Source organism: Nocardia sp. CA-107356 (assembly GCF_050946365.1).
In the GTDB taxonomy this organism is placed as follows: Bacteria; Actinomycetota; Actinomycetes; order Mycobacteriales; family Mycobacteriaceae; genus Nocardia.
In genome coordinates this window covers 10,024,846-10,045,719 of record NZ_CP191992.1, presented here as the reverse complement: position 1 = coordinate 10,045,719, position 20,874 = coordinate 10,024,846, and the positions used below count along the sequence as shown (strand labels likewise).

The window sequence follows — 20,874 nt, the reverse complement described above, 5'->3', positions numbered from 1 at the left end:
GATCCCGTCTGAGCGTCGAGTTTACGAACGCTGCACGGCTTGCGCGTGGCCTTCCGCCGTGGGCGAACGGCAGGGGTATCACGGCTGGAGTCGCGTCGGGTGAGCGCGGCGATCGACGCGGAGCACCTAGACTCGCACGAAAATCCGAGGGGGAGATATGTCGTCGTCCACATCGTCGCGTCCATGGGGCTGTCTGCTGCCGCTGGCTGCCGTGGTTCTATCGTTTGCGAGCCTCGCGCTGTACGTGAAACTTCTGTCCATGTACGAGGAGTCTCATCCACCGGCCGCTGCCCCGCCCGACTTGTGCGCGGCGATCGGTCCCGGGCTTTTCGAGCGATTGGTTCCGGATGGTGTGCCCGAGCCCAAGGCGATCTACTCCTCGGGTCCGGATGCGGCTTGCCAGTACTACACCACCAAGGACCGTCCGATCGGCCCCGACACGTATGGCTTCCTGGGGGTGCGGCTGCTGCGTTATGGCCAGGTCGGCTGGGACTCGGGTGCCGACCGCGCCGCCGACGCGCTCGTCTCATCCTGCGGGAACAGCGCGCTCGCCGGGCAGTTCCACACCGCGAGCGGTCTTGGGGACGCGGCCTGTGCTGTCTACAACGACGAGGGTAAGGACGGCACCGCGATGGGTTCGGCCGTGGTCCGACGCGGCGCGGACCTGTTCTGGGTGGACTTCTACACGCACCCCGGCACCGCTCGACAAGCTCAGCAGTCGGTCGCCGAGATAGCGGTCGCGGCCCTGGCAGGAGTCCATTGATCGGACCAATGGCGGTCCGCTGAATGTTCAGAATCTGTTCTGAGCGTGCACTTTTCGTTGGTAGCTGGCAAGAATTGCCGGATCCGGCGGAAAAGTGCACGCTCAGTGACGTCGCGATCAGGGCCTCAGGCCAGGCGACGACCGTCCACAGCGGAGAAGAAGTAGGTGTGTTCGGGTGTGGCCGACAATTGCACCCGGGTGCCCTTCTCGGGCGGGTTACGCCAATCCGCACGCGCCACAATGGTTTCGCCCGCGCCGTTCGTCGCGCCCTCGGCGATCGTGCGGCCGTAGATGTACGCGTCGGAGCCGAGCTCCTCGACCACATCGACCTCCATCTGGATGCCCGACTTGTCCGGCGCCCCACCGATCTCCAGATGCTCGGGCCGGACGCCGACCGACACCGAACCCTCGGCCGCATCCGCGACCGATCGCGGCACCGGCAGCGTGGTCCCGCCGAGTTCCACCGCACCATCGGCGACCGGCAGCGTGTACAGATTCATCGCGGGCGACCCCATGAACCCGGCGACGAACACGTTCGCCGGATCCCGGTACAGATCGCGCGGTGTCGCGCACTGCTGCAACAGCCCGTCCTTGAGTACCGCGACCCGATCGCCCATTGTCATCGCCTCGACCTGGTCGTGCGTGACGTACACCGTGGTGGTGCCGAGGCGGCGCTGCAGCTGGGCGATCTGCGTGCGGGTCTGCACCCGCAGCTTGGCGTCGAGATTCGACAGCGGCTCGTCCATCAGGAATACCTGCGGCTGGCGCACGATCGCCCGCCCCATCGCGACACGCTGCCGCTGACCGCCGGACAGCGCCTTCGGCTTGCGATCGAGGTACGGCTCGAGGTCGAGCAGCTTGGCCGCCTCGAGCACCCGCCGCTCCTTCTCCGCCTTGGCGACCTTGGCCAACTTGAGCGCGAAGCCCATATTCTCCGCGACGGTCATATGCGGGTATAGCGCGTAGTTCTGGAACACCATCGCGATATCGCGTTCCTTGGGTTCGGCATGCGTGACGTCGTTGGCGCCGATCAGAATGCGCCCGCCGTCGACGTCCTCGAGTCCGGCGAGCATCCGCAGCGAGGTCGACTTGCCGCAACCGGAAGGACCGACCAGGACGAGGAATTCCCCGTCGGCGATCTCCAAATTCAGCTTGTCGACGGCAGGTTTGGACGAGCCGGGGTACAGCCGGGTCGCGCTATCGAAGGTCACGGTGGCCATGACAAATCACATCCCATCACCGGCAGGAACGTGCCGGACGATCCGAGTAAGGGTTGACCGGCGATATTACTGGATGTGCTCGCTTCGCACACGATGTGCTCGAGTTCGCGCAAGGAATCCGGTATTCGTCACAGGATCTCCACGTCCATTATTGCCACGCCGAAGGTCGGTGACCCCGGTAGCCTCGATCGGGGAACCAGATCGAGCGACGAGGAGCAATCTCATGACCCGACCGGTTCGAATCGGAGTACAGCTGCAGCCCCAGCACGCGCCCGAGTACGGACTCCTGCGCGACGCCGTACTGCGAGCTGAGGACGTGGGCGTCGACATCGCTTTCAACTGGGATCACTTCTACCCGCTGACCGGCGATCACAATGGTGCGCATTTCGAATGCTGGACCATGCTCGGCGCATGGGCCGAGCAGACCGAACGGATCGAGATCGGCGCGCTGGTCACCGGCGGCGGTTATCGCAATCCCGATCTGCTCGCCGATATGGCGCGGACGGTGGACCACATCAGCGACGGCCGACTCATCCTCGGCATCGGCGCGGGGTGGTTCCAGAAGGACTACGACGAGTACGGCTACGAATTCGGCACCGCAGGAACCCGGCTGACGCTGCTCAAAGAGAATATGGCCCGGCTCACCGCCCGGCTGAAGAAGCTGAATCCGCGGCCGACCCGGGAGATCCCGATCCTGATCGGCGGCGGTGGCGAGAAGAAGACGTTGCGACTGGTCGCGGAATACGCCGATATGTGGCACACCTTCGCCGATCTCGAGGCGATCGCGCACAAGAACAAGGTGCTCGCCGACCATTGCGCGGCCGTCGGCACCGATCAGGCGAAGATCGAGCGCTCGGTGCAGTGGCCAGGTGTGGAGCAGGCCGCGATATTCGTCGAGGCCGGGGTGAGTCTGTTCACCATCGGGGTCAGTGGGCCGAAGTTCGACCTCAGCGAGGTCGAGCGGGCGGTCCGGTGGCGTGATGAAGTCAATCCGGAGCCGGTCAGCGGTTTGGCGTAACCCGGGCAGCGGTGTAGCACCGGTCGGTGCCGGGGTTCGAATCACTGTGATCGGAATTCCGGCATCGGGCGAGGGTGCCGCGTCCGCGCCCGCTCGGCGGCCGCGAGCTGGGACGGCGCGGTCCGGCCGATCACGAGCGCTCCGGGGTAGCTGCGGATTAGCACCGATCGGACGCTAGGGTTACCCGTCATGGCTGGTCTGCCCGCTGTGCGGTCTCGTGCGTTGATCGCCGTGATATTGCTTGCCGTCGGCCTGGCGGCCACGGCCTGCGGTTCCGGCGCCGATTCCGATCGAAACCAATGCACCCCGCCCGGAGTGAGTGCGGCATCGGCCGCCCCGACGAACCTGGGCTCGGCGGCCTCGGCCGGGGCGGACAAGTACACCACGGCGAGCACATTGCCGTTGTCGGCGATCGATACCGGCAAGCTGCGGCTGATCACGCCGGGCAAGCTCACCGTCGGCACGCTGTCGGACGCGCCGCCGAGCATCTGCTTGAATCCGGCGGGCTCGTTCACCGGCTTCGACAATGAGCTGCTGCGCGCGATCGGTGCGAAACTCGGTCTCCAGGTGGAGTTTTCGGGCACCGAATTCGCGCCGCTGCTCTCGCAGGTCTCCGGCGGTCGCTTCGATATCGGCTCGTCGAATATCACCACCACCGCCGAGCGCCGCGAGCGCGTCGGTTTCACCAATGGCTACGACTTCGGTTACTTTTCCCTGGTCGTACCGAATGGCAGTGCCATCAAGGGCTTTTCGGATCTGGGGCGCGGCACCAGGATCGCCGTCGTGCAGGGCACGGTGCAGGACGATTACGTGGTCAACCAACTGCATCTGGATCCGGTGAAATTTCCGGACTACGCCACCGCGTACGCGAATCTGAAGTCCGGTCAGGTCGACGCCTGGGTCGCGCCGTCGGCGCAGGCCGAGGGGCAGGTGAAGCCGGGCGACGGTACTTCGATCATCCAGAACACCTTCAGCCTGGACAATTTCGTCGGCTATGCGGTCGCCAAGAACAACCAGCCGCTGATCGATGCGCTCAATAGCGGTCTGGACGCCGTGATCGCCGACGGCACCTACGCCGAGCTCTACACCGACTGGGTGCCGCGGCAGCTGCCGCCCGGTTGGAAGCCCGGCTCGAAGGCCGAACCCGCACCGCAACTTCCGGACTTCGCCGCCATCGCGGCCGAGAAGAAGCCGACCGACAATGCGGCGAACGCGCCGAAGTCCACACTGCGGCAGTTGCAGGAGACCTTCTTCGACTGGTCGTTGTACCGCAAGGCTTTTCCCGACCTGTTCAAGACCGGCCTGCCCAATACCCTGATCCTGGCGGTGGTTTCGGGTGTCCTCGGAACCGTGCTCGGCATGCTGCTCGCGGTGGCGGGCATTTCCCGGACCCGCTGGCTGCGCTGGCCCGCCCGCGTCTACACCGATATCTTCCGCGGCCTGCCCGCCGTGGTGATCATCCTGATCATCGGCCTCGGCATCGGCCCGGTGGTGCGAAATATCACCGGCAACAACCCGTATTGGCTCGGCGCGATCGCACTTGCCCTGCTGGCCTCGGCATATATCGGTGAAATCTTCCGTTCCGGTATTCAATCCGTGGAGCCGGGTCAGCTGGAGGCCGCCCGCGCCATCGGTTTCGGCTACCGCCAGGCAATGACATTGGTGGTGATCCCGCAGGGGGTGCGCCGGGTGCTGCCCGCGCTGATGAACCAATTCATCGCGTTGATCAAGGATTCATCGCTGATCTACTTCCTCGGCCTGCTCGCCACCCAGCGCGAACTGTTCGCGGTCGGCCGAGATCTCAACGCGCAGACCGGAAATCTCTCGCCGCTGGTCGCCGCGGGCCTGGTCTACCTGCTGCTGACCATCCCGCTCACGCATCTGGTCAACTACATCGACCGCCGCATGCGCACCGGCCGACCCGACCAACCCATCGACCAGGTCGAGGCGGCCACGATCACGGAAGGGCGCGGATAAACCATGAGCGAGCGTAGCGAGAACACAGCGCCAGCAGGCATGAGTGCCTCCCTCACCGGAACCGGTCTGCACCTGAGGCTCGGCAACAACCATGTGCTGCGCGGCGTCGATATCCACGTCGATGCGGGTAAGACCACCACCGTCATCGGGCCGTCCGGCTCCGGCAAGTCGACGCTGCTGCGCGTGTTGAACCGCCTGCACGAACCCGATCAGGGCGATGTGCTGCTGGACGGCAAGTCGGTGCTCACCGAGGATCCCGATACGCTGCGCCAGCGCATCGGCATGGTGTTCCAGCACTTCAATCTGTTCCCGCACAAGACGGTCGCCGAGAATGTGGCGCTCGGGCCGCGCAAGCTGCGCGGCCTGTCCAAGGATGCGGCGCGTGCGCTGGCCATCGAACAGTTGGAGGTCGTCGGCCTGGCCGAGAGGGCCGATTCGCGCCCGGCGAATCTGTCCGGCGGTCAGCAGCAGCGCGTCGCCATCGCCCGCGCGCTGGCCATGCAGCCGGAGATCATGTTCTTCGACGAGGCCACCTCGGCGCTGGATCCAGAATTGGTGAAGGGCATTCTCGCGCTCATGGCCGATCTGGCAACCAAGGGAATGTCGATGATCGTGGTGACACACGAAATGGGTTTCGCGCGCAGTGTCTCCGACAGTGTGCTGTTCATGGACGCAGGTCAGGTCGTCGAAACCGGCACACCGGACGCGCTGTTCGACAACCCGGAGACCCCACGTCTGCAGCGGTTCCTCTCCCAGGTTCTGTGACACCCAGCACACCTCTAGTAAACTCAATGGATGCGCACCTGTTAATGTGTCGCCGTTCTCGGCGCCGCATATCCAGCGATGGGAAACGAGGAGGTCCGATGACCACAGCGCATATCGAGCACACCGAACACCAGCACGTCCACGGCCCCGATTGTGGCCATACCCAGGTCGAGCACGGCGACCACGTCGACTACGCCCACGACGGCCACCTGCATCGCGAACACAACGGCCACTACGACGAATGCGAACCCAGCGCCCACGTCGAACACCCAGGTCACGACCACGTCCACGGCCCGAACTGCGGCCACGAAGCCGTCCAACACGGTGACCATGTCGACTATCTGCACGACGGCCACCGCCACGCCGCCCACAACGGCCACTACGACGACCACTGAGCTCGATCGAATCGCCGCGCCGCCGTATCGGCCCGCAGCCCGGTGTGCGCGGCATTCGACAACCCAGCCACCCGCACCGCGGATGAGTCCGGTCGGGCCCTGCATGAATCGGTAGGTGGATCTATCTCGCCGCGGTGGCACCGTCCCTCGCGGCCGCCGGTGTAGCCCCGGATCCGATCCTCGCCGCCCACTCGCTGACCCGCGGCCATCGATGCCTTCGCCTGCACAATCCTCGGCTCCTGGACCTCGGATTGCTGCAAACCACTACCGCCGCGATCCCCGAATCTCCGCGCCTACCAGACCCCCACGGCGCAGGTCACCCGAAACCGGCTCGTCAGCAGACTCGGACTCGAGTAGACATGGCGGGATGGGTGATTCAAGGGTCCGAGTGCGGCTGCTCACCGTCGACGACTGGTCGGCATTGCGGAGCATTCGGCTGCGTGCCTTGGCCGATGCACCGCAGGCATTCGCGTCGACGCTGGAGCACGCGCTGGCCAGGACCGATCAGGATTGGCGGGAGCTGCTGGTACATCGAGCGCAGTTCGTGGCGAGTGTCGATGGCAGCGATGTCGGGACGGCCGCCGGGCTGGATGATCCCGAACGGGCAGGGGCGCACCTGATTTCGATGTGGGTCGATGGAAAGGTACGGGGCACAGGGGTTTCGGATCTCCTCATTCGAGCTGTGATCGACTGGGCGATCGATGCAGGGCATCGCAAGGTGTGGTTGGAGGTTGCGGTGGGCAACGCGGCAGCCGAGCGGTTGTATCTACGGCACGGGTTCGTGCGAACCGGGGTGCAGGCAGTGATCGCGCCCGATGATCCGCGGCCGGAATTCGAGATGCTGTTGGAGCTGTGAAGTGCGGGGGAGGGGGTGCTGCGGCTCGCTCCTGCGGGAACGCTGGTCGTGGCTGATATAGCGTGGCTGTCGAGGCAGTCGGTTTCGGTGCGGTGGGGGTCGAGGCGGTACACAGTCGAAGGGCGAGGAGCTTGCGGCCGAAGATTGCGGTGATGTGGGCTTTTGCGGCGGTCGGCGTGGTGTTGGTCGGCGGGTGTGGGGTGGCTTCGGACAATTCCGGGGCGGCTGATCGACCGGGGGCGTTGGTATCGCAGCGGCCGTGGACGAATGGTGGTCCTACGATCTCGGCGGCGGCTGGATCGGCGACATATCTGCGGTATATCTCGACGGCACCGGGCGATTCGCCCATTGAAGTGTCGGGTGCGGTGTTCTTGCCGAAAGGGGATGCGCCAGCGGGGGGCTGGCCATTGGTTGCGTTCGCGCACGGTACGTCCGGGGTGGTGCGCGATTGTGCGCCGACCAATTCGCCCGTACTGTTCGGCAATGACACCTTGGTCGCGGGGTTGCTCGATGACCGTAAGGCCGTGGCGATGACCAATTATCAGGGGCTCGATGGGCCTGGTAAGGCGCCATATCTGGATGCGCTGTCATCGGGGTACGACGTGCTCGACTCGGTTCGGGCGGCGCGGGCGCTCGGATTGCCGTTGTCGACCGACATCGTGCTCGTCGGGCTCTCGCAAGGCGGGCGTGCAACGGAATCGGCGGCCGAAACGGCGAAAACTTATGCGCCCGAACTGAAGATCCTCGGCAACGTGCTGCTGTCGCCCGCATTGCATGTCGACGTGGCTCAGAGCATCGAGTCGAAAACGCTGAGTCCCGGCCAGTATTTGATCCTGCCCTATCTAGTGGAAGGCGTCGGATACGGCGATCCCGGATACTCCTTCGACAAGGTCCTGCACGGCGAATCGCGCACTGCCGCACCGCGTGTGGAAGCGAGTTGCGCCGGACAATTCAATGCTCAGGACTTAGCGGTCGCCCGGTCGGCGACCCCGGCCGCGGCCGAATTCGTCGACGACAACGCCCGGCGCGTATTCGCGGACTTCGAAACCCGCGGAAATCTGCCCGAGACCGCCACCGATATCCCCACCTATATCGCGCGGGGTGCCGCCGACGACCTGGTCGACACCGCGTGGAGCGATCTGGCGGTCAGCGAAATGTGCCGGATCGGAATTCCGGTGCACGACACCGTGGTACCGGGCGGCCACGCGGCCTTCCACGCCGATACCGCGCAGTGGACGGCATTCATCAACGACCGATTCGCGGGCGCGCCCGTCCCGGCAACCACCTGCGCCCGATGACGACCCGCCTGAAAATCGGTGCCGCACTGCTGATCCTGTCGATGTCGTATTACATCGTCGAGCTGATCGTGGCCGCACGCTGGCCCGCACCGCACGCCTACAGTTGGTCACGCAATATGATCAGCGATCTCGGCGTCCCCGAATGCCTCGGTGATATGCGCCGATACGGCGGCGGCACCACGCGTGACCGGTTCATCTGCTCGCCGTGGCACGCACTGATGTCAACGGAATTCGTCCTTCTCGGCATCCTCGTGCTCGCCGCAGCGATGCTGCTGTCGCCACTGCTGCCGAAAACCCCGCTGGCCGAGGCGATTCCGTATCTGGCCCTGATCAACTGCCTCGGCAACGTGTTGGTCGGCGTCTTCCCGGGGAGTGCGAACGAGGTTCCCGGTGGCAGTCACATACGCGCCGTACTGCATCCCACCGGCGCATACCTGGAACTGTTCTCCGGCGTCGCGATCATGGCGATCATCGCCTGGCTGTACCGGTCGCACCCCGGTTACACCGCATTCACTCTCGCCTTGCTGGCCGTGAGCATCGTCGGCATGGTCGCCTCGCTGACCAGCGAGCATCTCGGCCCCGGCACGGCCGAACGCCTGGCCATCGACCCCTTCGTCTGGTGGCGAATCGGCACCGGTGTCGTGCTGCTCGCGGTGGCTCGGCGTCCGGACGTCATGGCATCGCGCTGACCGCATACGTATAGGTCGGCGAAAAGTACTGATAGATGACTGATTCGGCACCCCCTGCGCTGCCCATAACGTAGTTCCTGTCAGCAAGAACGACAGAGAAACCACAGGTCAGAAGCCTAGGAGGCCATCATGAACGAGCTCGTCGCCCAGTACCTGGAAGTCTGGAACACCACCGACGCCGCCGCCCGCAAGGCCGGAATCGAAGCCGTGTTCACCACCGACGCCACCTACACCGACCCGCTGGCCGCGGTCGCCGGACACGACCAACTCGACGCGGCCATCGCCGGCGTCCAAGCCCAGTTCCCGGGGTGGGTGTTCACTCTCGCCGGACCGGTCGACGCCCACCACGACCAGGTGCGATTCAGCTGGGAACTCGGCCCCGCCGACGCACCCGCGGTCGTCATCGGCTTCGATGTCGCGGTCGTCGAGAACGGGCGCATCGCCAACGTCTACGGCTTCCTCGACAAGGTCCCCGCCACTGCCTGACCCGGCCACCTCGTCCCCGGTGGCCGCGGGTCAACCGCCGTCCGAAATCGCTACCCCAGAAGGAAATACCGACCATGACCACCTCCTCTGCCATGTCCACCCTGCTCGCGCCCGGCCAGAACCTGCTGCGTACCGCCCTGCGCCTGGACGCCGTCGTCACCGGCGTCAACGGCCTTGCCTACCTGGCACTTTCGGGCCCACTGGAATCGCTGCTCGGCCTGGACAGCAAGATCGGTATCCCGATCGGCGTCTTCCTGACCCTCTACGGCATCGGTGTCGCCCTCATCGCCATGGCCGAGACCATCAACACCAAGGCCGCGGGTGTCGCCGCCGCCGGCAACGCCGTCTGGGTGGTGGTCAGTTTCGCCGCCCTCATCGAAGGCGCCCTCGACGTGAACCTGGTCGGCTCGATCTGGACCGTCCTGCAAGCGGCGACCGTCGGCGGCTTCGCGGCCCTGCAGTACCTCGGTATCCGCAAGGCCCGCTGAATCTTGGAACCAATCGACCAACTCCGCGAAACGCGGCATCGGCACCCGCCGATGCCGCGTTCGGCGTTTGTGGTCGGTACCGCCCTCTAGAGTCGAGCCCGTGCTCGAGGCAACCAAGATCCCCACCGAGTTCGGCACCTTCGACGCGTTGACCAGCGGTGCACCCGGTGGTCGCGAAGTCTTGCTGCTGCACGGTTTTCCGGAGGCCGCCATCGCGTGGGAATTCCAGCTCACCGCGCTCGGCGGCGGTGGTTGTCATGTGGTGGCCCCCGATCAGCGTGGCTATTCGCCCGGCGTGCGCCCCGACAAGGTCGCCGACTACCGCGTCGAGGAGTTGATCGGCGATGTCATCGCCATCGCCGACCGATTGGGTTGGCAGCGTTTCGATCTCATCGGCCACGACTGGGGCGCCCACATCGCCTGGGCGGTGGCGGCGGCACTCCCGAAACGAATCCGCACCCTCACCGCCGTCTCGCAGCCGCACCCCGCCGCCTTCCTACAGGCCATGGCCGAGGACGAGGATCAGGCCCAGCGAGCCCAGCACTTCTCCTACTTCCGCCAGCCCCGCACCCCGGAACGCGCCCTGCTCGCCGATGACGCCGCCGCCCTGCGCAAGATCTTCGATTGGAAAGTCCCGCAGGAGCGCATCGACGACTACATCCACCGCCTCACCCGCCCCGACGCCCTCACCGCGGCCCTGAACTGGTACCGAGCTCTCCCCCTCGCCGGTCCCACCGCCCCGATCACCGTCCCGACCCTCTACGTGTGGAGTACCGAGGACACCGCCATCGGCTCCACCGCCGCCCTCGCCACCGCCGACTACGTCACCGGCCCCTACCGCTTCGAAATGCTCGAAGACATCTCCCACTGGATCCCCGAAGAAACCCCCGAATCCCTCACCCGCCTGATCATGGAACACCTCCTCGCCCATCGCACCTAGTACCGAGCGCGTCGCGACCCATCCGGCTCGCCAGCGATGCCGAATGTGTAATATGTTGAACATGAGTACACACAGCCTGCGGGATCTGCGGATGCAACTCGGGGCCATTGTGCGCGGGGTCGCCGCGACCGGCGAAGAGGCGATCGTCACCGACAGCGGCAGCGAGGTCGCGGTCATCATCTCGATGGCCGACTATGAGCGGCTGCATGAACATGCCGACCTGGTAGACGCACTGCGGCTGCGCCATCTGCGTGGTGAGCCATACGAGACGATGACTATGTCCGAGATGCTCGATGCTCTGGGTGTGGACCCGGCAACGGTGCTGGCCTCGTGAGAATCGAATTCCATCCGGATGTTCTGAAACAACTGCAGAAACTTCCTCGCGACGTATTCGAGGTCGCGCTGCACGCCATCATCGCGCTGAGTAAGGAACCGCGACCCACCGGCGCGAAGAAGCTTGTCGGAAACCAAGACTGGCGCATTCGGATAGGGCAGTACCGCATCGTATACGGGATCGACGATGCGGCGCGGGTGGTGACCGTCTTTATCGTCGCGAAGCGCTCCGACGCCTATCGCTAGGTGCGGACGGTGGCGAAGGCGGACCAGAGGAGGGGGGAGTGTTCGATGGTGCGTTCGGTGCGCCAGGCGGCCAGGCGGGATCGTTGCCAGGTGGCGAGGGTGGTGACCGGGTCCTGATGTTCGTGGGCGGCGTCGATGGCGCAGATGGCGTCTTGGAGGGGGTGGACTTGCGGGGGTGCTCCGGCCAGGCGTTGGAAGGCGAGGTCGGTGGGGAGGGGCCAGCGGCTGGCGGTGACGAGTTCGGCGCCACCGTTGATCATGGCGGCGACCAGGCCCAGTGCCTCGCTGAAGCGCATATCACCGCCGCTTTCGCAGGCGATCAGCGCGACTCGGCTCGGGATGGGCCACAGTTGTGGTCCGGCAATGGGTTCCGTGGCGAGGGTATGGGTGCCGAGTAGTAGGTCTTTGGCCGAGAGCGGGCGGTGCGCTCGAATGGGTGTGGCGAAGCCGATGGCCTCGGCAGCGCAGGCCAGATGTAGTTCGGAGGCCTCGCTCTGTCCGGATTCGGGGGCTGCCGCGGTCACATGTCCCACATAGGTGAGGCGGCTGGCGCCACCGCGCAGTGCCTCGCTCAACCAGCTTCGATCGATATCCGTGCGCCGGAATGCTTCGGTCGGATCGTCCACCGCGGGTAGCAGCCTGCCCTGGTTTCGGTATTCGGTGACCCGCTGGGCCAGTGGAGCCGCAGGATCCATCCGGCCGAGTACCGATCCGAGCGCCGCGTCGGCACGGAAGCCGGGGACGCGTGGGTCGAGGACCGCCACCACCGGCAATTCCCGCGTCTCGGACCAGGTACGCGCCGTGCGGTCCGGGCCGTGCACAATGCTGGCCGGGGCGAGCAAGCTGATATCGGCGAGATCCACCAGGCGCAACTCCGGACCGGGAGCGATGATCTCCCAGGGAACCTGGGCCACTCGGGGCGAGGGCTGCAACCGAATGTGCGGGCGTGTCCCACGCGTATGCAGGTCATACAGCTGCGCGGCCAGGCCGTAGGGCAGCAGTGCGCGGGAAAGTGACTGCGCGAGGAGATATTCCGAGTCAGGTGAGGCGAAAGCGCCAGTGGTCATGGCGCGTTCGAGTCCGCCCGGTTGCGCGGGGTCGGGCAGCGCCGCCGTGAGCCGTTCGACAGCCTCGGCGACCGCCGTACCGGGCAGCATGCTCGCACCCCGCTCATAGTCGTTTCCGAGCCAGCGCCAGGACATGTACAGATCGCCCGCATCCGCCATCCGCACGATGACGGTCGGTTGTTCCGGTGTGGTCATGCGGGCAGCACCCGACTCTCGCGCACCCGATATCCGTAGCGGTGCTCGGCGGCATCGATATACGCGGCCAACGCGATATGGCCATCCGGCGCCACCGCCACCCGCGGCGGCGGCGCGACCGGAAGTCCGGCACTGGCCGCGACCTCGGCCAGCGCCGTGCCGAGCTGCGGTGCCGACCCCTCCTGGGGTCCGGTGCCCACCAGCACGGTGGGCTGCACTTCCTCGGCCGAAATCGCGGGCGGATCGAACAATTCGAGCGGCAGCCGGGGCGGTACGCTGGCCGCTGATCTGGCGATATCCAATGTCGTGCCCGCACACTGTGTTTCGATGAGATCCACGATCAGCGGACCGTTGCCGGACAGGTAGGCGAACCGGAAGGCCATACGTACCGCCGGATCAGCGATCTGGCGGTTCCATTGCTCGCGTTGATTGCCGTTGGGCAGCGTATAGCGCACCGCATCGATGGCCAGCGCCGAGGGAATCGCGAGTTCTATCGCCCGCGCCAACAGCTCGCCCTCCGGCGTTTCGGCCGTCTCGATGACCGCCTCCAATAGCGCCGCATGCCAGAAATCGATTTGGGCGCAATGCAATCCGAGCCCGCGCTCGGCATAGGCGGCGAATGCCTCGGCGATGAGCTCTTCGCCCTCGTCGTAGCGGCCGGTCGCGTACGCCACCGTCGCCAGGCGCACGCGCACATCGGCGGCATCGAGCACCGCGCCCGATTCGAGGAAGTACCGCAGGCTGCTGCGGTAGCGCTGTTCCGCCGCGTCGATATCGTCGCGTCCCTCGGCGAGAAAACCCATGGTCTTCAGACCGACACCGGCCCGATAGCCGAGTCCGGCCCGCTCGAAATACTCCTGACTGGACATCAGCGGCGGTTCGGCCTCGTCGAACCGGTCCAACCTGACGTACATGACGGCCAGATTCTGTTCCGTCTCGGCGACGGCATTGCGATCACCGGCCGCGTCGAATGCCGCGAGTGCCTGGCCCATGAAGTCGACGGCGAGTTCGCGCCGCCCGGTCTCGAAGTAGATCCCGCCGAGCGTCGAGAGCGGATGTCCGGCCAAATGCGGTGCGAAACGGACCGCGGCGTCCAATGATTCGGTGGCGAGCTCGATGGCGTAGGCCCAGCTCTGGCGGTGGAACGCCACCGCGGTCAGCGACAGCAGACAGGCCACCCGCTGCATACTTTCGTCATTGTGTTCGGTGAGCAGCGCCCGCGCCTGTTCCAGCGCCTCCTGCGCACCGTCCAGATCGCCGATGTGCTGTAGCGCCTGGGAGAGGTTGATCAGTGCGGCGGTCCGCTTTTCGATCGCATCGGCGGGCATCGCCGCGAGCGCCTCGCGGAACATGACGATCGCCTCGGCATGATCGCCGAGTTCATCGCACATGCTCGCGGCATTGACCAGTGCGCTGATCCGCAGCCCATCCGTACTCGTTCGAGCTATCTCCTCGAACAGCCGCCTGGCCTCGCCGATATCGCCGCGCTGGTAGGCGGCCGCCCCCTCGGCGAGTAGTTCACGGCCGTCGTCGGCGGGCATTGTCAGAAGTCCGAATCCGATGCGGCGGCGGCGATCTCGGCCAACAGCGGCGCGTCGACGGAATCGTCGGCGCCGGTGGCCCGCCGCAACCGCGCGGCCGCGAGCTCGCGAATTCGGCGTCGCATCTCCGGGCCGCCCAACTCGGGATCCGGGGTTGGGCCGAGGCCGGGTACATAGACATCCACCGCCGAGACGGAGTCCGATGGTGTGGTCGCCGCACCGGTCCAGAGATCGCCGATCAGGTTCAGCTCGGCCTCGGCGGTACCGACGGGGGTGGTGATGAATGCGTGCGGGCGCAGGTGCGCCGGTGTGGCCGAACCCAATTGGGGTGCGGCGACCGCGGTGACACGGACCGTCGTGGAACCCGAATTCCGTATCGACTCCCACGACACCGCCCGCTCGGAGGCATCGATGAGCCCAGGTGGGCACCGCCGCCAATCCCAGCCGACCGTGCCGCGCCCGAGCGAAAGCGCCCCTGTCGGACGGGCCGCCGCGCCACCCGCGGCCAGCGCGTAATCCTCAGCGCGAGAGGATACTTCGATGGCTGCGGGTGCGGGCTCGTCGTCCGGCGCGGGCTCATCATCGTCGATGAGCAGTTCGCATTGCGCGCGCAATGCGGTGATCTCCTGGTCGAGCAAACGGTCGTCGAGCGCGGTGATGCCGTCGATCGTCGATGCGGGCCACCAGCGCGTGGCCCAGTATGCGAACCCGAGACGCCGGGCAGCGGCCACCAGATCCGGCGCCGCGGGTGCCACAGGGAATTCGGGCGCGTCGGTGAATTCGCTATCGCCGCTGTCGAAGTCGGCGATGGCCACGGCGATCCGCTCGCCGTACACCGCCCACAGCCAGTCATGAGCCAGCTCGAGGTCGTCGATGACTGCTGCCGGAATCATCTGTCCGGCAAGCAGACTCCAGGTCAGATGGCCGCCGACCACCTCCAGCACCATGGTGTCGATCGCCGCCGCGGCATCGAGTACGGTCGGCGTGCCCTCGGGCACGACGGACCAGATCCCGTCTCCGGCTTGCCCGATCCGCACGGTCCCGCTCATCAGCTCGCCCTCGATTCCGCCGGATCCGGCTCGGTGACCAGTGCACTCAATGCCTGCTTGACCCGCATCCGATGGTCGAGCATGACCGAGCGAGCCACGCCATCCAGTAGATCCCACAGCTCGTCCGGCTCGTGGACACCGACTTCCCTGACGTCGCGGCCGTGCAGACGGACCCACAGTCGCCGCAGATAGGGCCGCCATGGTGTGCGCAGTTCGGCGGCAATGGCGGCCAGCGGGCCTTCGGGTAGGTCGATATCGGCGCGCACCGCGAGCCGCCGCGCCTGCAGCACATATGCCTCCCGCTGCCAGCGGCCATTGATCAGCCGGTGCGCCGCCGTTTCGGCTGCCGGCGACTCGGTCGGGCTCGCGCCGTTGGTAGTCGCATGCGCTGCGGCCGCGGCAATCGGCCGTAGCCCGAGTGCGAGCGTCGCTCCGGCCGTCGCCGCGACACGTAGCGATTCGTCCAAAAGTGCCCAGGGCGAACAGCTTCGGGCGATTTCCGTGGTCACCAGTTCCGGAATGGGCGGCAGTTCGGCGCGTTCACTCGACGCCTGTAGCGCGGTGAACACGCGTTCGTAGACGCTGCGATCGAACGGCAGCCCCAGACTGGCCTTCGACGCCGATGCGCCGAGCGCGGGTGGCTGCGGAAGCGGACGCGTGGTGAGGCCGAGTTGATGTGCCGTCGGCGCGGATGCGTTGTCCCAGAGCCGAATTCCCCCGTGCGTTCCGGCGTGGGTGGCGATCAGGTGATCGAATGTCGGCTGCCCGTCGGCAGTACCACCGTTGCGAGCCGCGGCGCACGCGTCGAGCAGTACCGCGAACATCTCGGCGTGATCGCTGCTCGGCCCGCCCACCGGACGTCGTCGCCATGCGATGTCGATCAACGTGGTGAGTTCGGTGATCCGCGCATCCGCGGTGATGTACTCCTTGAGCGCCTGTGTGGTGCGCCCCGCCGCGAATTCGTGCACATCGCGCAGTGTCGCCTCGGCGATCGCCCGGTCGCGGTTCGGATCCGGCATACCCGATGTGGTGGCGAGTTCGAACGAACGCTGGAAGTACAGATCCTGCGGATTGCCCTCGGTGATCCGCAGCGCCCGCCGGACCTGTTTGAGCAGGGAGAACCATGCGGCCGTCGCGCGCAGCACGTCGGCGGCGGCGTGTATCCGGGTGGCGAGCAGGATCGCGCCGTCGGCGGTGACGATCGGGCCAGCGCACAACGGATTCTGCACCGGCCGGATGACCAGCGGATCCAGGATGAGCTTCACTGTGCGCCGCAGCGGCCCGCCATGGGGTCCACTGAGCGGTTCGACGCCGTCCAGTCGGCGCCAAACCTCGTCCAGCACCATCGCGCGCGGCCGTCGCATTCGACCAGGTTAACGGAAGTTTGTCCGTTTCAGACTCCGAAAAACCTGGGATCGGTAGGGCGCGTTCGATTCCTACCTTTCTCGTATCGGCCCCACACCGGATCCGAACGAAGCAAAAGGAAGCAATCATGAACACCAAGTCGGTCCGCATCTCCGCTGCCGCCCTCACCGCCACCGCCGCCGTTGTGACCCTCTTCGTCACCGGGTGCAGCGACGATTCGAGCAGCTCTTCGCCCACCTCGGCGAAGCCGGGCACCTCGGCCGCCGTCGCTCCGGCACCGGCGTCGGGCAAGTCGGCCGCCGCGGTCGACGGCAAGGGGCTCGACGGCAAGTTCGAGACCACCTGCGCCAAGCAGGGCGACACCCTCGCCCTCGCGCTCAGCGACACCAATAACGCCGCCTACGGCACCCTGAGCGTCAGCGCCTCCATCACCGGCACCGACAACGTCCAGGCCGTCGCGGTCGCGGGCAGCAAGGGCGGCAGCAACGGCCTGCCCTACGCCCTCGGTTTCGGCAACGGTATGCCCGGCGGTTCGGCCAAGGTCGTCAAGGACGGCAACACCTACAAGGTCACCGGCGAGGGCGTCGGCGCACCCGACCTCACCAATCCGACTGCGGGCCCGAAGACCTCGAAATTCGACATCACCTTCGCCTGCTCGACCGTGGTCGGCGGCTGACCCGCACGAACGCGCCCATCCCGCTCATGCCCCATAGCCACGGGGCATGAGCGGGCCAGCGATCCGAATCCGTTCACGCACAAGGAAATATCATGAAAACCATTGCCCGCTCGCTCGCCGTCGCCTTCCTCGTCCTGTCGATCGGCTACTACCTGTGGCACGGCCTCACCTACACCAGCTCGGGCCCGTTCGACGACGGCACTCTCGCCTGGGTCGGACCACAGATGGCGCTGCCGATCATCGCCATCACCATCGTCGCGATGGTCTTCGCCTTCACCGGCGAGGGCATCATGGCGGCCTTCACCGGTAACAACAGCTCGGCCTTCCGCGACGGCCTGGTCGGCATCGGCACCATCAGGTCCTTCCGGCAGACCGGTCTCACCGTCAATGATCAGCCGCAGATCCGCATCGACTTCAGTGTCGAGGGCGTCGACGGCAAGATCTTCGACTCGCACGCCAAGATGATCGTGCCGCTCACCGAACTCGCCCTACTGCAACCCGGCGTCGTCCTGCCGGTGCGCTATCTCCCCGACCGTACCGACCGGGTCGAGGTCGACCGCTCCGGCGATAGGTCGGCCGCGCAGCGCGCCATGAACGAGTCCATGATCCGAAAGGGATTCACCACCAAGGCCAAACTCGATATCGCCGAGCGCGGTATCACCGCTCAGGCTGTCGTGCGGACGCTGTCGGTACCCGGCGAAATTCGCGACGGGCACTCCAAGATCGAGCTCGGGCTCGTGGTAACCCGCCCCGACGGAACGACTTTCACGACCCGTGTGGAGAAATTCCTGCCACCCGCCAGCGTCGGCCGGGTCCAGGTCGGGCGCATACTCCAGGTGCACTATCTGCCGGAGAACGAACAAGAGGTCGTGATCGCCCTGCAAGTCAATGCGTAGCCCCGGCGGCGAATGTTCGCTCTCGTTCGGCAGGAACGAGGGCGATATTCGTCTGTGCACACCCCTAGAACACCCGGTGGCTGAAGAAGCTGTGGTGGCAGGTCGGGCGCTTGCACTCCGCGCCGCCGCCCGGAATGAAGCCGACGCAGGTGGGGTGGGTGCACCTGTTGCAGCCACCGTCACCGTCTTCATCGAAATTGTTGTGGTCTACAAGTACGACGCGCGCCTCGGCCACCGCGCCCGCGAGAATCGAATCGAGATAGTCGAGCGCTTGTGGGCTCAGTTGGGACTTTCCTTCGGACAGAGTCATGGCATTGCTCCTGACTTTGATACCAATGTCCTTGTTATCGATCCTTGCACCGGAAACGCGACAGCGCCCGAGTACGCGCTACGCGATCCGGGTCCGAAATTGAGGGTTACCTAATTGGTCAGTCGTTCATCTGACCGTTTCCTGTGGATTGCCTGAGCGGCTTACCGTGCGGCCGTCGGCACTAGTCAGGAGTAGCTCGTGACCCCCAAGCCCCTCACCTTGTTCGTGAAGAGGGACGGCCAGCCGAAGCGGTCGGCCATCACCTGTCAGTACAAGTGTGGTAACGCCTGCTTCCACGAGGTGCCCAACACCTCGGACAACGAATACTTCGGCGATGTGGTGCGCGCGGCGCTGTCCCGGCGCGGCCTGCTCAAGGGCAGCGCGGGTGTGGTGGTCGCGGTCGGCGCGGCCGGTGCGCTCGCGGCTTGCGGTGACGACGACAAGGTCGAGTTGGCGGCGGGCGGTTCGCTGGTCGACGGCGTGCCGGTGGGTACCAAATTCGAACCGGTCGCGGCGAATTCCGATGACGCGCTGGTCATTCCCCAAGGCTACGACCACAACGTCGTAATCCGCTGGGGCGACCCGCTGTTCGCGGACGCACCGAAGTTCGACCCGGACTCCCAAACCGCAGCCACGCAGAGCAAGCAGTTCGGCTTCAACAACGATTTCGCGACGCTGCTGCCTATCGAAGGCCAGGCGAACACCTATCTGCTGGTGGTGAACCACGAGTACACCACCGAGCCGCAGATGTTCAAGGGCTACGACAAGGCGAACCCGTCGCTGGAGCACTACCAGACCGCGCTTGCCGCGCACGGACTTTCGGTGGTCCAGGTCAAGGGTGAATCCGACACCGGCAAGCTGACACCGGAATTCGGCAAATACAACCGCCGCATCACCGGCACTACCGAGTTCACCGTCACCGGCCCCGCGGCGGGCAGCGCATTCCTGAAGACGTCCGCCGATCCGACCGGCGCCAAGGTGCTCGGCACCCTGAACAACTGCTCCGGCGGTCTGACCCCGTGGGGCACCGTGCTTTCCGGTGAAGAGAACATCAACCAGTACTTCGCGAACGTCGACAAGGTCACCGACGAGGCCGCGAAGCCCAGGCTGAAGCGCTACGGTTTCGCGAATGCCTCGGAGCGCAAGTGGGAGATCCACGAGCCGCGCTTCGACCTGGCGAAGGAACCCAACGAGGCCAACCGCTTCGGTTGGGTCGTCGAGGTGAATCCGTGGGATGCCTCGGCCGCGCCGATCAAGCACACCGCGCTCGGCCGGTTCAAGCACGAGGCCGCGACCATCCACGTCGCCGAGGACGGCACTGTTGTCGCCTACATGGGCGATGACGAGCGCTTCGACTACATGTACAAGTTCGTATCCTCGCGAAAGGTGCAGTCCGGCACCGGCCAGGCGAGCATGCGGCACAATCTGACGATCCTGGACGCGGGCACGCTGTATGTCGCCAAGTTCACCGGCGATCACCCGGACAAGATCGACGGCAACGGCACCGTGCCCTCGGACAAGGGTTTCACCGGTACCGGCCAATGGATTCCGCTGCTGGTCACCGGTGAGGACGGCAAGGCCACCTCGAAGGTCGACGGCTTTACCGCCGAAGAGGTTTCGGTCTTCACCCGATTGGCCGCCGATAAGGTCGGCGCCACCAAGATGGACCGCCCCGAGGACTTCGAGGCAAATCCCAAGTCCGGCAAGGTCTATGTCGCGCTGACCTACAACGAGCAGCGCGGTAAGGAGGGCAAGGCCACCGTCGACGAGGCGAATCCGCGCAGAGACAACAAGTTCGGGCAGGTACTCGAGCTCGACGACGACCATGCGGGCACCAAGTTCACGTGGAATATCCTGATGCTGTGCGGTGATCCGAAGACCACGGACACCTTTTTCGCCGGATTCGACAAGGCCAAGGTCAGCCCGATCGCCGCGCCGGACAACCTGGCCTTCGACGACTACGGCAACCTGTGGATCTCCACCGATGCCTCGCGCGCGGCCGGTGCCAATGACGGTCTGTTCTCGGTGGTGCTCGACGGGCCGAATCGCGGTGAGACCAAACAATTCCTGACCGTGCCCTTCGGCGCGGAGACCTGTGGTCCGACGGTGTCGGAGCATCGGGTCACCGTCTGCGTCCAGCACCCGGGCGAGCGCGATGACGCGACCGCCGAGAAGCCCGCCTCGCATTGGCCCGATGGTGGCAATAGTCTGCCCAGACCCGCCGTTGTCTCGGTGTGGAAGAAGGGCGGCGGCCGGATCGGCACCTAGCCGAAGGCCGCGCAGCACACGAAACCGCTACTC

The 20,874-nt window shown here is 65.8% G+C and carries 22 protein-coding genes; 16 read left to right on the top strand and 6 right to left on the bottom strand.

Annotated features, from left to right (window positions below; genetic code table 11):
* The first annotated feature begins 259 nt into the window (after positions 1 to 259).
* Positions 260 to 763: a hypothetical protein gene (locus tag ACQP1G_RS45160; protein ID WP_433196761.1), complete on the top strand. Its 504-nt coding sequence runs from the start codon at positions 260 to 262 to the stop codon at positions 761 to 763.
* 125 nt (positions 764 to 888) lie between these two features.
* Here ACQP1G_RS45160 and ACQP1G_RS45155 read toward each other — a convergent pair whose 3' ends face one another.
* Entirely contained in the window at positions 889 to 1,983 is a 1,095-nt protein-coding gene (locus ACQP1G_RS45155; RefSeq protein ID WP_433196759.1) for an ABC transporter ATP-binding protein, read from the bottom strand.
* Between the two features lie 223 nt (positions 1,984 to 2,206).
* On the opposite strand from ACQP1G_RS45155, the gene ACQP1G_RS45150 reads away from it, so the two are divergent.
* The 12 genes from ACQP1G_RS45150 (at position 2,207) to ACQP1G_RS45095 (ending at position 11,474) form a co-directional block, all read left to right on the top strand.
* Complete coding sequence (locus tag ACQP1G_RS45150) at positions 2,207 to 3,001, top strand: LLM class F420-dependent oxidoreductase (protein WP_433196757.1); 795 nt, start codon at positions 2,207 to 2,209, stop codon at positions 2,999 to 3,001.
* Between the two features lie 189 nt (positions 3,002 to 3,190).
* A complete protein-coding gene (locus tag ACQP1G_RS45145) occupies positions 3,191 to 4,978 on the top strand; it encodes an ABC transporter substrate-binding protein/permease (RefSeq protein WP_433196755.1) in 1,788 nt (595 codons plus the stop codon).
* 39 nt (positions 4,979 to 5,017) lie between these two features.
* A complete protein-coding gene (locus ACQP1G_RS45140; RefSeq protein ID WP_433209409.1) occupies positions 5,018 to 5,743 on the top strand; it encodes an amino acid ABC transporter ATP-binding protein in 726 nt (241 codons plus the stop codon).
* A gap of 98 nt (positions 5,744 to 5,841) precedes the next feature.
* On the top strand, positions 5,842 to 6,138 hold the full coding sequence (locus ACQP1G_RS45135) for a hypothetical protein (protein WP_433196753.1): 297 nt from the start codon (positions 5,842 to 5,844) through the stop codon (positions 6,136 to 6,138).
* 367 nt (positions 6,139 to 6,505) lie between these two features.
* Positions 6,506 to 6,994 (top strand): N-acetyltransferase family protein, encoded by a 489-nt coding sequence (locus tag ACQP1G_RS45130; RefSeq protein WP_433196751.1) that lies wholly within the window; start codon positions 6,506 to 6,508, stop codon positions 6,992 to 6,994.
* A 365-nt stretch (positions 6,995 to 7,359) separates the two neighbouring features.
* Positions 7,360 to 8,292 (top strand): lipase family protein, encoded by a 933-nt coding sequence (locus ACQP1G_RS45125; RefSeq protein ID WP_433196749.1) that lies wholly within the window; start codon positions 7,360 to 7,362, stop codon positions 8,290 to 8,292.
* Positions 8,289 to 8,981, top strand: a complete 693-nt coding sequence (locus ACQP1G_RS45120) for a hypothetical protein (protein WP_433196748.1) — start codon at positions 8,289 to 8,291, stop codon at positions 8,979 to 8,981. The genes ACQP1G_RS45125 and ACQP1G_RS45120 overlap by 4 nt, the downstream gene beginning before the upstream one ends.
* Before the next feature lie 129 nt (positions 8,982 to 9,110).
* A complete protein-coding gene (locus tag ACQP1G_RS45115) occupies positions 9,111 to 9,467 on the top strand; it encodes a nuclear transport factor 2 family protein (protein ID WP_433196746.1) in 357 nt (118 codons plus the stop codon).
* Positions 9,468 to 9,541: 74 nt separating this feature from the next.
* Complete coding sequence (locus tag ACQP1G_RS45110; RefSeq protein ID WP_433196744.1) at positions 9,542 to 9,955, top strand: hypothetical protein; 414 nt, start codon at positions 9,542 to 9,544, stop codon at positions 9,953 to 9,955.
* A gap of 100 nt (positions 9,956 to 10,055) precedes the next feature.
* Entirely contained in the window at positions 10,056 to 10,895 is an 840-nt protein-coding gene (locus ACQP1G_RS45105) for an alpha/beta fold hydrolase (protein WP_433196742.1), read from the top strand.
* A 61-nt stretch (positions 10,896 to 10,956) separates the two neighbouring features.
* Positions 10,957 to 11,229, top strand: a complete 273-nt coding sequence (locus ACQP1G_RS45100; RefSeq protein WP_433196740.1) for a type II toxin-antitoxin system Phd/YefM family antitoxin — start codon at positions 10,957 to 10,959, stop codon at positions 11,227 to 11,229.
* Complete coding sequence (locus ACQP1G_RS45095; RefSeq protein ID WP_433196739.1) at positions 11,226 to 11,474, top strand: type II toxin-antitoxin system RelE family toxin; 249 nt, start codon at positions 11,226 to 11,228, stop codon at positions 11,472 to 11,474. The genes ACQP1G_RS45100 and ACQP1G_RS45095 overlap by 4 nt, the downstream gene beginning before the upstream one ends.
* Here ACQP1G_RS45095 and ACQP1G_RS45090 read toward each other — a convergent pair.
* From ACQP1G_RS45090 to ACQP1G_RS45075, 4 genes are read right to left on the bottom strand one after another with little or no spacing between them, the layout of a single operon-like run.
* Complete coding sequence (locus ACQP1G_RS45090) at positions 11,471 to 12,736, bottom strand: CHAT domain-containing protein (protein ID WP_433196737.1); 1,266 nt, start codon at positions 12,734 to 12,736, stop codon at positions 11,471 to 11,473. The genes ACQP1G_RS45095 and ACQP1G_RS45090 overlap by 4 nt on opposite strands.
* Positions 12,733 to 14,277 (bottom strand): tetratricopeptide repeat protein, encoded by a 1,545-nt coding sequence (locus tag ACQP1G_RS45085; RefSeq protein ID WP_433196735.1) that lies wholly within the window; start codon positions 14,275 to 14,277, stop codon positions 12,733 to 12,735. Before ACQP1G_RS45085 ends, ACQP1G_RS45090 begins: the two co-directional genes overlap by 4 nt.
* 2 nt (positions 14,278 to 14,279) lie before the next feature.
* The gene (locus ACQP1G_RS45080; protein ID WP_433196733.1) at positions 14,280 to 15,326 is read right to left on the bottom strand and encodes a hypothetical protein; all 1,047 of its coding nucleotides are present in this window, start codon (positions 15,324 to 15,326) and stop codon (positions 14,280 to 14,282) included.
* Entirely contained in the window at positions 15,326 to 16,672 is a 1,347-nt protein-coding gene (locus ACQP1G_RS45075; RefSeq protein WP_433209406.1) for a hypothetical protein, read from the bottom strand. Before ACQP1G_RS45075 ends, ACQP1G_RS45080 begins: the two co-directional genes overlap by 1 nt.
* Positions 16,673 to 16,818: 146 nt before the next feature.
* On the opposite strand from ACQP1G_RS45075, the gene ACQP1G_RS45070 reads away from it, so the two are divergent.
* Both ACQP1G_RS45070 and ACQP1G_RS45065 read left to right on the top strand, forming a co-directional pair.
* Positions 16,819 to 17,367 (top strand): lipoprotein LpqH, encoded by a 549-nt coding sequence (locus tag ACQP1G_RS45070; protein ID WP_433196731.1) that lies wholly within the window; start codon positions 16,819 to 16,821, stop codon positions 17,365 to 17,367.
* A 92-nt stretch (positions 17,368 to 17,459) separates the two neighbouring features.
* Positions 17,460 to 18,263 carry a hypothetical protein gene (locus ACQP1G_RS45065; protein ID WP_433196729.1) on the top strand — a complete coding sequence of 268 codons (804 nt, stop codon included), beginning with the start codon at positions 17,460 to 17,462 and terminating at the stop codon, positions 18,261 to 18,263.
* Positions 18,264 to 18,327: 64 nt separating this feature from the next.
* Here ACQP1G_RS45065 and ACQP1G_RS45060 read toward each other — a convergent pair whose 3' ends face one another.
* A complete protein-coding gene (locus ACQP1G_RS45060; protein WP_433196727.1) occupies positions 18,328 to 18,573 on the bottom strand; it encodes a hypothetical protein in 246 nt (81 codons plus the stop codon).
* Positions 18,574 to 18,771: 198 nt separating this feature from the next.
* Here ACQP1G_RS45060 and ACQP1G_RS45055 point away from each other — a divergent pair, with 198 nt between their 5' ends.
* The gene (locus tag ACQP1G_RS45055; protein WP_433196725.1) at positions 18,772 to 20,841 is read left to right on the top strand and encodes a PhoX family protein; all 2,070 of its coding nucleotides are present in this window, start codon (positions 18,772 to 18,774) and stop codon (positions 20,839 to 20,841) included.
* Positions 20,842 to 20,874 lie beyond the last annotated feature (33 nt).

Coding starts and splice junctions, on each gene's coding strand:
- ACQP1G_RS45080 (WP_433196733.1), bottom strand. CDS start 15,326: ATGAGCGGGACCGTGCGGATCGGGCAAGCCGGAGACGGGATCTGGTCC.
- ACQP1G_RS45085 (WP_433196735.1), bottom strand. CDS start 14,277: ATGCCCGCCGACGACGGCCGTGAACTACTCGCCGAGGGGGCGGCCGCC.
- ACQP1G_RS45100 (WP_433196740.1), top strand. CDS start 10,957: ATGAGTACACACAGCCTGCGGGATCTGCGGATGCAACTCGGGGCCATT.
- ACQP1G_RS45130 (WP_433196751.1), top strand. CDS start 6,506: ATGGGTGATTCAAGGGTCCGAGTGCGGCTGCTCACCGTCGACGACTGG.
- ACQP1G_RS45065 (WP_433196729.1), top strand. CDS start 17,460: ATGAAAACCATTGCCCGCTCGCTCGCCGTCGCCTTCCTCGTCCTGTCG.
- ACQP1G_RS45090 (WP_433196737.1), bottom strand. CDS start 12,736: ATGACCACACCGGAACAACCGACCGTCATCGTGCGGATGGCGGATGCG.
- ACQP1G_RS45115 (WP_433196746.1), top strand. CDS start 9,111: ATGAACGAGCTCGTCGCCCAGTACCTGGAAGTCTGGAACACCACCGAC.
- ACQP1G_RS45060 (WP_433196727.1), bottom strand. CDS start 18,573: ATGACTCTGTCCGAAGGAAAGTCCCAACTGAGCCCACAAGCGCTCGAC.
- ACQP1G_RS45110 (WP_433196744.1), top strand. CDS start 9,542: ATGACCACCTCCTCTGCCATGTCCACCCTGCTCGCGCCCGGCCAGAAC.
- ACQP1G_RS45075 (WP_433209406.1), bottom strand. CDS start 16,672: ATGGTGCTGGACGAGGTTTGGCGCCGACTGGACGGCGTCGAACCGCTC.
- ACQP1G_RS45150 (WP_433196757.1), top strand. CDS start 2,207: ATGACCCGACCGGTTCGAATCGGAGTACAGCTGCAGCCCCAGCACGCG.
- ACQP1G_RS45070 (WP_433196731.1), top strand. CDS start 16,819: ATGAACACCAAGTCGGTCCGCATCTCCGCTGCCGCCCTCACCGCCACC.
- ACQP1G_RS45160 (WP_433196761.1), top strand. CDS start 260: ATGTACGAGGAGTCTCATCCACCGGCCGCTGCCCCGCCCGACTTGTGC.
- ACQP1G_RS45155 (WP_433196759.1), bottom strand. CDS start 1,983: ATGGCCACCGTGACCTTCGATAGCGCGACCCGGCTGTACCCCGGCTCG.
- ACQP1G_RS45135 (WP_433196753.1), top strand. CDS start 5,842: ATGACCACAGCGCATATCGAGCACACCGAACACCAGCACGTCCACGGC.
- ACQP1G_RS45140 (WP_433209409.1), top strand. CDS start 5,018: ATGAGTGCCTCCCTCACCGGAACCGGTCTGCACCTGAGGCTCGGCAAC.
- ACQP1G_RS45145 (WP_433196755.1), top strand. CDS start 3,191: ATGGCTGGTCTGCCCGCTGTGCGGTCTCGTGCGTTGATCGCCGTGATA.
- ACQP1G_RS45120 (WP_433196748.1), top strand. CDS start 8,289: ATGACGACCCGCCTGAAAATCGGTGCCGCACTGCTGATCCTGTCGATG.